11 protein-coding genes and 1 tRNA gene are annotated in these 12313 nt (G+C 65.0%); 5 read left to right on the forward strand and 7 right to left on the reverse strand.

From position 1 onward, the window contains the following. Nucleotides 1–58: 58 nt before the first annotated feature. Entirely contained in the window at nucleotides 59–1540 is a 1482-nt protein-coding gene (otsA, locus tag AUP43_RS01095; RefSeq protein ID WP_084462396.1) for an alpha,alpha-trehalose-phosphate synthase (UDP-forming), read from the reverse strand. Between the two features lie 208 nt (nucleotides 1541–1748). Further along, nucleotides 1749–2600, reverse strand: coding sequence for an SDR family oxidoreductase (locus AUP43_RS01100; protein WP_067551409.1), 852 nt, complete (start codon nucleotides 2598–2600; stop codon nucleotides 1749–1751). 139 nt (nucleotides 2601–2739) lie between these two features. On the opposite strand from AUP43_RS01100, the gene AUP43_RS18820 reads away from it, so the two are divergent. After that, on the forward strand, nucleotides 2740–2931 hold the full coding sequence (locus tag AUP43_RS18820) for a hypothetical protein (protein ID WP_157089175.1): 192 nt from the start codon (nucleotides 2740–2742) through the stop codon (nucleotides 2929–2931). Between the two features lie 97 nt (nucleotides 2932–3028). Beyond that, on the forward strand, nucleotides 3029–4498 hold the full coding sequence (locus AUP43_RS01105) for a phospholipase D-like domain-containing protein (RefSeq protein ID WP_067551412.1): 1470 nt from the start codon (nucleotides 3029–3031) through the stop codon (nucleotides 4496–4498). Here the strand turns inward: AUP43_RS01105 and AUP43_RS01110 are convergent. Together AUP43_RS01110 and AUP43_RS01115 are read right to left on the reverse strand one after the other, a co-directional pair. Further along, a complete protein-coding gene (locus AUP43_RS01110; protein WP_198154774.1) occupies nucleotides 4495–5451 on the reverse strand; it encodes a lysylphosphatidylglycerol synthase domain-containing protein in 957 nt (318 codons plus the stop codon). The genes AUP43_RS01105 and AUP43_RS01110 overlap by 4 nt on opposite strands. A 121-nt stretch (nucleotides 5452–5572) precedes the next feature. Beyond that, a tRNA-Val gene (locus AUP43_RS01115) sits at nucleotides 5573–5647 on the reverse strand. A gap of 146 nt (nucleotides 5648–5793) precedes the next feature. On the opposite strand from AUP43_RS01115, the gene AUP43_RS01120 reads away from it, so the two are divergent. From AUP43_RS01120 to AUP43_RS01130, 3 genes are all read left to right on the forward strand, one after another. Further along, nucleotides 5794–6744 (forward strand): N-formylglutamate amidohydrolase, encoded by a 951-nt coding sequence (locus AUP43_RS01120; RefSeq protein ID WP_084462398.1) that lies wholly within the window; start codon nucleotides 5794–5796, stop codon nucleotides 6742–6744. Further along, nucleotides 6741–7274 (forward strand): GNAT family N-acetyltransferase, encoded by a 534-nt coding sequence (locus AUP43_RS01125; protein ID WP_067551418.1) that lies wholly within the window; start codon nucleotides 6741–6743, stop codon nucleotides 7272–7274. Before AUP43_RS01120 ends, AUP43_RS01125 begins: the two co-directional genes overlap by 4 nt. Before the next feature lie 602 nt (nucleotides 7275–7876). Then, a complete protein-coding gene (locus AUP43_RS01130; RefSeq protein WP_198154775.1) occupies nucleotides 7877–9037 on the forward strand; it encodes a sensor histidine kinase in 1161 nt (386 codons plus the stop codon). On the opposite strand, the gene AUP43_RS01135 is transcribed toward AUP43_RS01130, so the two are convergent. Genes AUP43_RS01135 through AUP43_RS01145 form a run of 3 tightly spaced genes read right to left on the reverse strand, consistent with a single transcriptional unit; the run spans nucleotide 9034 to nucleotide 12160 of the window. Next, on the reverse strand, nucleotides 9034–9888 hold the full coding sequence (locus tag AUP43_RS01135) for an FAS1-like dehydratase domain-containing protein (protein WP_067551424.1): 855 nt from the start codon (nucleotides 9886–9888) through the stop codon (nucleotides 9034–9036). The genes AUP43_RS01130 and AUP43_RS01135 overlap by 4 nt on opposite strands. Beyond that, a complete protein-coding gene (locus AUP43_RS01140; RefSeq protein ID WP_067551427.1) occupies nucleotides 9885–11000 on the reverse strand; it encodes a CaiB/BaiF CoA transferase family protein in 1116 nt (371 codons plus the stop codon). The genes AUP43_RS01135 and AUP43_RS01140 overlap by 4 nt, the downstream gene beginning before the upstream one ends. Then, nucleotides 11000–12160, reverse strand: a complete 1161-nt coding sequence (locus AUP43_RS01145; RefSeq protein ID WP_067551430.1) for an acyl-CoA dehydrogenase family protein — start codon at nucleotides 12158–12160, stop codon at nucleotides 11000–11002. Before AUP43_RS01145 ends, AUP43_RS01140 begins: the two co-directional genes overlap by 1 nt. Between the last annotated feature and the right edge of the window lie 153 nt (nucleotides 12161–12313).

Consider the following 12313-nt stretch of genomic DNA (forward strand, 5'->3'; position numbering starts at 1 on the left):
GGTTCCGGATCGTCGTTCCCCCCAACAAGCCGGGAAGAAAAGGGTTCCTTCGGCGGCCTCAGGAGCCCTGATTGACCGGATTGTCCCGCGACAGCGGGGCCGGGCGGCGCAGGGCAATGCGGCGGAAGCTGTCTATCGTCGATTGCCGGCGAAAACTGCGGGTATCGGCGAGGGGCTTGGACAGCTCGGTCAGGAACAGATCGGCCCAATGGTAAATATCGTTCGCCTCCACGATGGGCAGCATCGCGGCAAGCCGCGCCTGGCGTTCGGCCAGCGGCATTTCCAGCGCCTGGGCGATGGCGGTCGCCATGGCGTCGCGGTCGAACGGGTTTACCAGCAGCGCGCCTTCGCCAAGCTCGGCGCTGGCGCCGGCGAAGCGGGACAGCACCAGCACCCCCGGATCGGCCGGGTCCTGCGCGGCGACGAACTCCTTCGCCACCAGGTTCATGCCGTCGCGCAAGGGGGTGACGAGGCCGACCCGCGCCAGCCGGTACAACCCGGCCAGGCTGGGCCGTGTATAGCTGCGATTAACGTAGCGCAGCGGCGTCCAGGCGACGCCGCCGAAGCGGCCGTTAATCTCGCCGATGCGCCGGCTGAGCTGATGGTCCATGTCCTGATATTCCGGCACGCTGGACCGGCTTTTCGGCGTTATCTGCAGATAGGTCGAGCGGCCATGCCATTCCGGATTGGCGGCCAGGAAATAATCGAACGCGTCGATGCGCTCCAGCAGGCCCTTGGTGTAATCCAGCCGCTCGACGCCAATCAGCAGGCTTTGATTGTCCATGCTTTTGCGCATCTCGCCGATCAACCGGGAGGTCGCGGCCTGCTGCGCATAGCGCTTGAAGGTCTCGGTCTCGATGCTGATCGGGAAGGCCCCGATGCGCACGCAGCGGCCCCCGATCTCAAAGCTTTCGCCATCCTCGGACATTGTGGCGTCCATGGATTGCAGATAGCCGGCGAAATTATTGCGGTCGCTGGCGGTCTGGAAGCCGACCAGATCGTACTGCGCCAGCGCGCCGATTATCTCCCGATGGTCGGGCAGGGCGCTGAGCACATCGACCGGCGGCAACGGGATATGCAGGAAGAAGCCGATGCGGTTCTTATGGCCGCGCGCCCGAAGGTATTTCGCCAGCGGGATCAGGTGGTAATCATGCACCCAAAGCACGTCGTCCGGCTCTAGCAGGGCAGAGATATTCTCCGCGAAATGCCGGTTTACCCTCAGATAACCTTCCATCTCGGGCCGGTCGAACTCCGCCAGATCGGCGCGGTAATGCAGGAACGGCCACAAGACCCGATTGGAAAACCCGTTATAATACTGGTCGATATCCTGCTGCGTCAGGTCCAGCAGGCCGAACTGGGTATTGCCGCGCTCCTCGAAACGGAAGCCGCCGGCGGTCTGGGCGATGTCGCCGCTCCAGCCCAGCCACAGGCCGGGCCGATCCTCGAACAGGCTGTTCACCGCTACGGCTAGGCCGCCCGCCATGATCTGGCCGGCCTTCGGAACTGCAACGCGATTGGATACGACGATGAGACGCGACAACCGACCCTCCTTCAATTGGAGACGATGAGCAGCAGAAGAAAGCTTGCCGGCCCGGCGCATCGAAATCGATCTAACCCGCAGACATCCCGAAGATGCCGGTACGGTCCAATGGCGCGGCGGAACGGCATGCTCTCCTCAATGGATGGATATGAAGGCGTAACCGCAGGGCAGGACATTTGTTCCGTGCGCCTAATTTATGCCTTGCCCGTTAAGAGCCGACGATGCTGCCGCCATTCGGATGCAGCACTTGGCCGCTCATGTAGGAGGCGTCGTCGCTGGCCAGAAAGACGTAGCAGGGGGCGACCTCGTTGGGCTGTCCCGGCCGCTCCATCGGGGCGCTGGCGCCATGCTCGGCAACCTTCTCGGGCTTGAAGGAGGCGGGAATCAGCGGCGTCCAGATCGGCCCCGGCGCAACCGCGTTGACCCGGATGCCACGCTCCATCAGGCGTTGCGACAGGCTGCGGGTGAAGCTGACGATGGCGCCACGCGTGGCGCTGTAATCCAGCAGCGTCTGGTGGCCGTTATAGGCGGTGATCGAAGTGGTGTTCACGATGGCGGCACCTTCCCCCAGGTGCGGCAAGGCGGCCTTGGTCATGAAGAAATAGCCGAATACATTGGTGCGGAAGGTGCGTTCCAGCTGTTCGGCGGTCAGCTCGGTCAAATCCGCGACCTCGTGCTGCTCGGCGGCGTTGTTCACCAGAATATCGAGCGTGCGGAACCGCTCGACCGTCTTGGCGACCACCTCCTTGCAGAAGGCCTCATCGCCGATGTCCCCGGCGAAGCTGATCGCTTCCCGGCCTTCCTCGGCGATCAGCTTTTCGGTTTCGGCCGCGTCTTCCGTCTCGTCCAGATAGACAAAGGCAATGTTAGCGCCCTCGCGCGCCATGGCGACAGCTACCGCGCGGCCGATGCCGCTGTCGCCGCCGGTGATCAGCGCCACCTTGCCGGCCAGCTTGTCGGCGCCGGGATGGCGGGGGATGTAGTCCGGGCGCGGCGCCATTTCCTTCTCGCTGCCGGGCTGGTGGTCCTGCGCCTGGGGCGGTTGCAGATGCTCTGCCATGACGATTCTCCTTGGTTTCGGTCTGCCCGCCTAACCAAGGCTATCGGCGCGATGTTCCGGTACGCTTTTGGAGACGGGCGGAACCAGCGCGTGGCGCAGCGGGTTGTAGGGGCAGCAACCCGCAAACGAGGTGAGGATAATGCGCAAGCTATTGTGCCTGGCGATGACGGCTGGAATCGTCGGATGTGTCGCGCTGCTGTTGAGCGAGAAGAAGCGGCTTCGTCCCCATATCGCTGGCGCGCTGGGAGCGCCCCGCGGCCGGAAATGGGACAAGGTCGACGAGGAATCCTACGACTCATTCCCTGCCAGCGACCCGCCCGGCAATTACTAATCCCAAGCCCTCGGTCCGAGGCGACAGCCGATCCGGAACCTTTCCGTATGGCTTCCGGTTAATAACGTGCTGCTATGGCTTGGACCGAGAGGGCCGGATGAATCATAACCGTAAATTGTCGCCGGCTGTCGTTTCGCTACAGCAAGGCCAGGAGGGGCTCTCCGCCGCGCCGCTTCTGAAGCCGGGACAAAATTGCTACCAGGTCGCGCGGGCCGATCGGGCCGCCGTGCTGCTCTCCGCCGCGGAGTATTTCGCGGCGCTGGAGCAGGCGCTGTTGCGGGCGCGCCGGTCGGTGATTCTGATCGGCTGGGATTTCGACGGTGAGATCACGCTGCGGGCGGATCGCGACTCGCCTTCTGTCGGCCCGTTGCTGCGCTCCCTGGTGGAAGCGCAGCCGGAGCTGGAGATTCGCCTGCTGATCTGGAGCACCGCCGTGCTGCATGGCCCCAGCGCCCCGATGCCGCTGCTGATGGGGGCGGACTGGCAGAAGCATCCGCGCATCCATCTGCATCTCGACACCGCCCATCCGATCTATGGCGCGCATCACCAGAAAATCGTGTGCATCGATGGCTGCCTCGGCTTTGCCGGCGGCATCGACCTAACCGTGGAACGCTGGGATTCCCGCCGCCACCGGAAGAATGATTCGCGCCGCCGCACGCCCGACGACAAGCCGTATGGCCCGGTGCACGATCTGCAAATGGCGGTCGATGGCGATGCCGCGCGGGCGCTGGAGCAGGTCGCGCGCGACCGCTGGCTGGCGGCGACCGGCGAGACGCTGGCCCCGGTGGAGCCCGCCAGCGAGTGCTGGCCATCGTCGCTGCGGCCGCATTTCAAGGCTTGCGATATCGGCGTCGCCCGCACCGCCCCGGCCCGTGCTGGCCGCCCGGCGGTGGGCGAGGTGAAGCGGCTGACGCTGGACGCATTGGCCGCCGCCCGCAACTGCATCTATATCGAGGCGCAATATTTCAGCCAGCGCCATGTCGGCGATGTGCTGGCGGAAAAACTGGCCGAACCCGACGGGCCTGAGATTGTCGTCATCACCACCCATACTTTCGAGGCGACGGTGGAGCGCCTGGCGATGGGCAGCAATCGAGACCGGCTGATCCGCCGTCTGCGCGAAAGCGACCGCGACGGCAGGCTGCGGGTCTATCACCCGGCAATCCGCGACAAGGATGAGGATTGCGAGGTGCTGATTCACGCCAAGCTGATCATCGTCGATAACAGCTTCCTGCGGGTCGGCTCCTCCAATCTGAACAACCGCTCCTTCGGGCTGGATACCGAATGCGATCTGGGGCTGGAAGGCGCGGACGCCGAGATCCAGGCCGCCATCGCCGGCATCCGCGACCGGCTGCTGGCCTGCCATCTGGGCATCGAGACCGAGCGTTTCACCGAGGCGCTGGCGGCCGAGGGGTCGATGATCGGCGCCATCGAGGCGCTGAACCATAATGCCCATTGCCTGCTGCCGTTCGAGGCGATGAGCGATACCGGCCCCACCCGGCCCATGCCGGGCACCGGGCTGATCGACCCGTCCGGCCCTTACAAGCTGCTGGATTTCCTGCGCCGCTAATCCCCGGCGGCGGCCGGCTGCGCCTGGCGGCGCAGCACCAGCTCCGACAGGGCCAGGGTCAGACCGCCCAGCATCAGCGGCGCCAGGTAATAGACGAAGCGGAACACCAGCAGCGCGCCCAATATGTTGGCCGAGGGCAGCAGGAAGATCAGGATCGATTCGATGACCCCCAGCCCGCCCGGCACATGGCTGACCAGCGCGCCGAAATTGGCGATCACATAGCCGGTCGCGGCGGTGACGTAGGGCACGTCGGCAATCGCCAGCAGCGCCTGATGCAGGCTGGCCGCGACCAGCGCGAAATTTACCGGGCCGACCACGAGTTGCAGGGCGGCGATCTTCCAATCCGGCATTTCGAACGACCAGCGCCACAGCGTCAGCGTGCCGGTCACGCGGACGGCGGCCAGCAGATACAGCGCCGGCAGCGCCAGGCAGCCGAGGCCCAGGGCGATGACCAGCGGCTGCGACAGCCGCGTCAACTCCGCCGCCAGCTTGGGGTTGATGAGCAGTGCGACGCCGCCCAGCGTGATCAGCCCCAGCCCAACGGTCATGCCGCAAAACAGCACCAGCTTGGCAACATCCTCGGTGGAAAAGCCCCAGCGCGAATAAAAACGATAGCGCAGCGCGCCGCTGCTGACCGCCGCCATGCCCAGCGTATGGCCGATCGACAGGCTGGTGAAGGAGGCCAGCGCGATCTTCGGATAGGCTAAATCCTTTCCCAGATAGCGCACCGCCAGCGTGTCGAAGCCGGTTAGCGCTACATAGCTGCCGGCCGCGAACAGCGCCGCCAGACCCAGCCGCCAGGCCGGCATGTCGCGCACCGACTGCGCCACCTCGGCGAAATCATACTGGCCGAGCGCGCGGTACAGCAGATAGCCGGCAATGGCCAGCAGCACGCAGACGATTAACGGGGCGAAGCGCTTCAACGGCGACGCTTTGGATTTTGCCTGCTGCAAACCGGTTTCCTGCCTGTGGTTCTGGGGTAATGACCTGACGGACAAGTAACCCTTCGGCCCGGCGCATTGTTCCTGGCCACGGCTGGCATAGGGATGTTCGCAGAAGTATTCGAGGGGGGAATGGTGGGCGCGACAGGGATTGAACCTGTGACCCCTACGATGTCAACGTAGTGCTCTCCCGCTGAGCTACGCGCCCATTCCATGCGGCGTTCGATGCGGGGTATCGAACGGAGCGAAGCGTTTAGCATCGCCGTTCGGGGAAGGCAAGCCCGTCCCGGAAGCGAAACGCGGTTTTTTCGCCAGGGGTGACAGCACCCCGCCCGCCGCCTATCATCGCAGGCGATGACGACGGAGCCGACGCCCCTTACCGACTTCGCTTCCGACGCCGCCGGGCCCGACCCCGTCGCGGAAGTGTCACCGCCTTTCGAGGTGCTGGCGCCGGCGCGGCAGACCCTGCCGCTGGTATTCGCCTCGCCGCATAGCGGGCGGGTTTATCCGGCCTCCCTGCTGGCCGCCTCGCGGCTCGACCCGTTGGCCTTGCGCAAATCCGAGGATTGCTTCGTCGACGAGATATTCGCCGCCGCGCCGGAATGCGGCGCGCCGCTGATCCGGGCGCATTTTCCGCGCGTCTATATCGACCCCAACCGCGAACCATTCGAGCTGGATCCGGCGATGTTCAGCGACGCGCTGCCGGACTATGTGAATATCCGCTCGCCGCGCGTCGCATCGGGGCTGGGCACCGTTGCGCGCATCGTCGCCGATGGCGAGCCGATCTATCGCGACCGGCTGCGCTTTGCCGAGGCGGCGCGGCGCATCGCCACCTGCTACCGGCCTTATCATGCCACGCTGGCCCGGCTGCTGCGCGAGACGCGGCAGCATTTCGGTTTCGCCATCCTTGTGGATTGCCATTCCATGCCGTCGGTCGGCCTGCCGGCGGCGCGCGGCGGCAAGCCGGTCCGTGGCGGGGCGGCGGCGGGCAAGGTCGATACGGTTCTGGGCGATTGCTTCGGCACCGCCTGCTCGCCGGCGGTGACGGAGCGCTGCGAGGCGCTGCTGCAGGGGTTCGGCTATAGCGTGGCGCGCAACCATCCTTATGCCGGGGGCTACACGACCCGGCATTACGGGCGGCCGCGCGATGGGGTGCACGCCATCCAGATCGAGATCAACCGCGCGCTCTACATGGATGAACGGCTGTATGAGCGCAGCGCGCATCTGCCGGTATTGGCGGCGGAGATGCGGCAGCTTATCCTCGGCATGGCTGATCTGGACCTGCTTCAACTGGCGGCGGAATGAACGACCTACCCGTGCTGCGAGACGCCGTCGAGGCGGATATTCCGGCGATTCTCGAAATCTACGCCCATCACGTGCTGCATGGCCTCGCCAGCTTCGAGGAGCAGCCGCCCGACACGGCGGAAATGCTGCGCCGCTTCCAGGCGCTACGCCAGGGCGGCTTTCCCTATCTGGCGGCGGAGTTGGGTGGGCAGCTCGTCGGTTATGCCTATGCCGGGCAGTACCGGCCGCGACCGGCCTATCGCCATTCGGTGGAGGATTCGGTCTATGTGCGCACGGGGCTGGCCGGGCGGGGAATCGGCCGGCTGCTGCTGGCCGCCCTGCTGGAACGCTGCACCGCACTCGGCTTCCGGCAGATGATCGCCATTATCGGCGATAGCGGCAATGCGGGCTCCATCGGCCTGCATGAGGCGATGGGGTTTCGGCGCGTCGGCACCATCCAATCGGTCGGCTTCAAACAGGGCCGGTGGGTCGATAGCGTACTGATGCAGCGCGCTTTGGGCGACGGCGACGCGAGCCTGCCCAGCCGCTGAAACCGAGGGCGCAGAAAAAAGGGCCGCGCACGAAGCGCGGCCCGAGTTTAGGGAGGAAACGCCCAAAAAGTGCGTACGACAGAGGACAAGGTCATGTCGCACTGCAAAATATGATCGGCACACCATCCCTTGTCAAACATTTTTTAAGTTGTTGATAAATAACAAATTATACACTTTTGAGTAATAAAATTTCGACTCATGGGTATTTTGCAGTGCAAAAATTTCGGAAATGAGTCGTCCTCATATTGTGCGTCGCAATATTTCATCATTCGCTCCCCCTGCGCATCGCTCTGAATGGCCGGGAAGGCGCTGTCGTGTTATGGTTTCGATAAGAGAGCGTCGCTTAATGAACGCTCCCAACCGCCGTCGGATCATGCAGAACAGCCCGGCGCGCGATCGCTCACAGAAGGTGCGGGGAAATGGGGACCCGCGGAAACCGGTCGGCAGTCATAATGCCTCCCGGAACCGATGCGGGTGGTACGAGATAGCGCCGCATGTCTTTCACTGGAAAATCAGGGGTTCCCCTGGCCGGTCTGTTAGATCGCGTTTGCCGGCTCTTTCGCCGTGAGGGCGCCCGGCGAGCGGTTGACCCGGCTGTATCCGTGGAACTGGGGACAGGGCAGATGGTGGCCGAGGCGCGCGACGGCCACGCCCTGCTGGCCGAAGCCATCGACACGCTGGATATCGGCCTGGTGCTGTATGGGCCAAACGATACGCTGGTGTTCTGTAATAAGGCGTTCAAGGAATTCTATCCTGGTTCCGGCCGTATCCTGACGGTTGGCCGGTCACGCGCGGACATACTGCGCGATATGATCGCCGCCGGGATCATGCCGCCGCCCTCGGACGATCTGGCCAGCGTGATGGGCAAGGCCCTGGGGTGCCAGGCGGGCGATTGGCCGCTGGTCGAGCAGCGGCTGTCGGACGGCCGGTTGATGCTGCCTACGGCCAAGCGCACGCCGTCGGGCGGCCTGGTTTTCGTCGATGTCGATGTCACCCAGACCCGCCGGCGCGAAATGGCGCTGCTGGAAGCCAAGGAGAAGGCGGAACAGGCAAGCCGGATCAAGGCCGAGTTCCTGTCCAACATGACGCATGAACTGCGCACGCCGCTGAACGCGATCCTGGGGTTTTCGGAGATGATCATGCGGGAGATGAGCGGGCCGCTGGGCGATCCGCGCTATCGCGATTACGCCGACCACATCCATGAAAGCGGCTGCTATCTGCTATCGATCATCAACGACATTCTCGATATGTCGAAGTTCAATGCCGGCCGTGTCGAATTGCGCGAACAGAAGGTCGATCTGGCGCAGGCGATCGATTCCGCCATTCGCATGACCCAGGAACGCGCCCGCGCCGGCCGACTGGCCCTGTCTGTCCGCCTGCCGCCCGGTGTGCCGCCCCTGCTGGCCGATGAACGGCAGATCGTGCAGATGGTGCTGAATCTGATCAGCAACGCGATCAAATTCACGCCGCCGGACGGGCGCATCGATATCGAGGGCGCGCTGACGGCGGAGGGCGGCTATTGCCTAAGCGTGTCGGATACCGGCATCGGCATTGCGGCGGAGGATATCCCGACGGCCCTGGAACCGTTCGGCCAGGTCGATTCCTCGATCAGTCGGCACCATGTCGGCACCGGGCTGGGCTTGCCGCTGGTGAAGTCGATGATCGAGGCGCATGGCGGCACGCTGGAGATCGCCAGCCAGCCGGCAAAGGGCACGCGGATCAGCCTGACCTTTCCGCCCGCCCGCGTGCTGCACGCCGCCTAGGCGAATTTCGCCTCGGCCTGCATGCCCAGATAATTGCCCGGCCCGGCGATCCACAACTCGGCTCCGCCATCCACCGGCTTGCCGTTCACCCAGAAAGGCGCGGTGTCGAACACCGGGCTCATGCCGCGAAAGCTGAAGCTGGTCAGCGTGGCGTCCGGCTTTTCCCGGCGCACCAAATCCAGCAGCAGCGTCGCCATCAGCGGGCCATGGACGATCAGGCCGGGATAGCCTTCCACCTGCGTCACATAGGGGTGGTCGTAATGGATGCGGTGACCGTTGAAGGTCAGCGCCGAATAGCGGAACAGCAGCGGCGGCGTGGGCACCACTTCGCGCGACCACGCGGCGTCCTCCACCGGCGGGGCGGCCGGCGGCTGCTTAGCCTTCTCCGCCTCGGTCGGCCAGCCGCGATAGACGATGTCGTGCTCCTCGACGATGGCGATTCCCGCACTTCCCGACAAGCTGTGCTTCACTGTCACGAAGATCAGCGGGCCGGTTCGGCCTTCCTTCACCTTGACCGACAGGATTTCCGATTGCTTGGTCACTACCTCGCCGATGCGCAGCGGTCGGGGGAAGCTCAGGCGGCCGCCGGCCCACATGCGGCGCGGCAACTCGACTGGGGGCAGGAAGCCGCCGCGCTGCGGGTGGCCATCCTCGCCCAGCCCGGACTGCCGGGCGGCGGGATTGAAGAATATCCAGTGCGCGCCCGGCGGCAGCGGGTCGCCATCCTGCGGCGCGGGACGGTCATAATCCAGCATGGCTTCCCATGCGCCGACCGGCCAGGCCGGGATGATCTGCTGCTGTTCCTCGCGCTTACCGACCCAGGCTTGCAGCTTTTCCGCGTCGATGGTCATGCGAACTCCTGGCGAAGGGCGGCCGAATGCTGGCCGATGGCGGGCACTGGGCGGAGGGAGGGGCTGGCGCCGTCCGTGATGGCGGCGGGCGCGATGATCTCGAAGATGCCTTCCGGCGTTTCCACCGGGGTCAGGCGCAGGGCCGGGTGGGTCTGCAAATCCGCCACTGTATTGACCGAGGCGAAGGCGATCTGCGCGGCTTTCAGCGTCTGTGTCACATGCGCGCGGGGCAGGGGGCGGAACACCGATTCGATGGCCTCGGTCAGCGCCGGCCGGTTGGCGCAGCGCGCGACATTGGTGATGAAGCGCGGGTCGCTCGCCAGCGCCGGCCGGCCCAGCACCTCGGCGCACAGCCGGCCCCATTCGCGCTCGTTCTGGATCGCCAGCATCACCTGACCGTCGGCGCAGCTATAGGCGCCATAGGGCTGGATGGTGGCATGGCCCAGGCCGATGCGCGCCGGGGCCTTGCCACCATAGGCATATTGCAGGTAGGGCACGTTCATCCAGTCGGCCAGACCGTCGAACAGCGAGATTTTGATGGCGCTGCCCTTGCCCGTCACGCCGCGCTTGATGAGCGCCTCCAGCACGGCGGCATAGGCGTTCAGGCCGGCGCCGATATCGCCGACCGACACGCCGACGCGGGCCATGCCCTCTGCCGTGCCGGTGACAGAGCATAGCCCGCTCTCCGCCTGCACCAACAGGTCGTAGGCCTTCATCTCCGCCAGCGGGCCGGTCTCGCCATAGCCGCTGATATCGACGGTGATCAGCCCCGGATGACTTGCCCGCAATTCGTCCGACCCGAAACCGGCGCGACCGGCGGCCCCCGGCAGCAGGTTCTGCACGAACACATCGGCCTTGGCCAGGATGCGGGTCAGCAGCGCCTTGTCGTCCGCATTCTTGATGTCAAGCGTCAGCGATTCCTTGCCCCGGTTCAGCCAGACGAAATAGCTCGCCTGGCCGCCGACGGCGGCATCGTAGCCACGCGCGAAATCGCCTTCGGCACGCTCGATCTTGATGACGCGCGCGCCGGCGTCGGCCAGCTTCGCGGTGCAGAGCGGGGCGGCGACGGCCTGTTCCAGCGCCACCACCAGCAATCCATCAAGAGCGCCCATCAGTAAGAGCGCGGCAGGCCCAGCACATGCTCGGCCAGGTAGGAATAGATCAGGTTCGTGGAGATCGGCGCGATCTGGTACAGGCGCGTCTCGCGGAACTTGCGCTCGACGTCATATTCCTCGGCGAAGCCGAAGCCGCCATGCGTCTGCAGGCACATATCGGCCGCCGCCCAGGAGGCATCGGCCGCCAGCAGCTTGGCCATGTTGGCCTCCTTGCCGCAGGGCTGCTTGGAATCGTACATCTGCGCCGCGCGCTCGACCATCAGGGCGGCCGCTTCCGACTGCGCATAGGCCTTGGCAATCGGGAACTGGATGCCCTGGTTCTGGCCGATCGGGCGGTTGAACACCTTGCGCTCGTTGGCGTAATCGGTCGCCTTCTTGATGAACCAGCGGGCATCGCCGATGCATTCCGAGGCGATCAGGATGCGCTCCGCATTCATGCCGTCCAGGATGTAGCGGAAGCCCTTGCCTTCCTCGCCGATCAGGTTTTCCGCCGGCACTTCCAGATCGTCCAGGAAGATTTCCGTGGTGGCGTGGTTCAGCATGGTGCGGATCGGCCGGATGGTCAGGCCCTTGCCCAGCGCCTTCTTCATATCGACCAGAAAGACCGACAGGCCTTCGGTCTTCTTCGTCACCTGATCCTTCGGCGTGGTGCGGGCCAGCAGAATCATCAGGTCGGAATGCTCGGCGCGGCTGGTCCAGACCTTCTGGCCGTTCACGATGTATTTGTCGCCCTCGCGCACCGCCACGGTGCGGATCGAGGTGGTGTCGGTGCCGGCCGTCGGCTCGGTCACGCCGAAGGCCTGCAGGCGCAGCTCGCCGGTCGCGACCTTGGGCAGATATTGTTTCTTCTGCGCATCGTTGCCGTGCCGCAGCAGCGTGCCCATCGTGTACATCTGCGCGTGGCAGGCGGCCCCGTTGCAGCCGGATTTCTGGATTTCCTCCAGGATCGCCGCCGCCGCCTCGATGCCCAGCCCGCTGCCGCCATATTCCTCCGGGATCAGCACGGACAGGTAGCCGGCCTCGGTCAGCGCCTTCACGAATTCGGTCGGGTAGGCGCGCTCGCGGTCGGTCTCGCGCCAATACTCGCCGGGAAAGCCGGCGCAAAGCTGGCGGACGGCATCGCGAATCTCGGGAAAGCTCTCGGTGGTCTCGGACATGGACGGCGCGTCCTTCTTTACGTTTCAGTCAGGCGACGCGAACCATAGGCGATGCGCTCCGCAGTGCAATATGAAACCTGGGGAGAATGTATCCACTTCAACCGGCCATGCGTGACGAGCATGGCGACGACAGGTCTCCCCTCACCCAGCTTC

Source organism: Oceanibaculum pacificum, from assembly GCF_001618175.1.
Taxonomy (GTDB): domain Bacteria; phylum Pseudomonadota; class Alphaproteobacteria; order Oceanibaculales; family Oceanibaculaceae; genus Oceanibaculum; species Oceanibaculum pacificum.

Coding starts and splice junctions, on each gene's coding strand:
- AUP43_RS18820 (WP_157089175.1), top strand. CDS start 2,740: ATGCGCAAGCTATTGTGCCTGGCGATGACGGCTGGAATCGTCGGATGT.
- AUP43_RS01125 (WP_067551418.1), top strand. CDS start 6,741: ATGAACGACCTACCCGTGCTGCGAGACGCCGTCGAGGCGGATATTCCG.
- AUP43_RS01100 (WP_067551409.1), bottom strand. CDS start 2,600: ATGGCAGAGCATCTGCAACCGCCCCAGGCGCAGGACCACCAGCCCGGC.
- AUP43_RS01135 (WP_067551424.1), bottom strand. CDS start 9,888: ATGACCATCGACGCGGAAAAGCTGCAAGCCTGGGTCGGTAAGCGCGAG.
- AUP43_RS01105 (WP_067551412.1), top strand. CDS start 3,029: ATGAATCATAACCGTAAATTGTCGCCGGCTGTCGTTTCGCTACAGCAA.
- AUP43_RS01140 (WP_067551427.1), bottom strand. CDS start 11,000: ATGGGCGCTCTTGATGGATTGCTGGTGGTGGCGCTGGAACAGGCCGTC.
- AUP43_RS01145 (WP_067551430.1), bottom strand. CDS start 12,160: ATGTCCGAGACCACCGAGAGCTTTCCCGAGATTCGCGATGCCGTCCGC.
- AUP43_RS01120 (WP_084462398.1), top strand. CDS start 5,794: ATGACGACGGAGCCGACGCCCCTTACCGACTTCGCTTCCGACGCCGCC.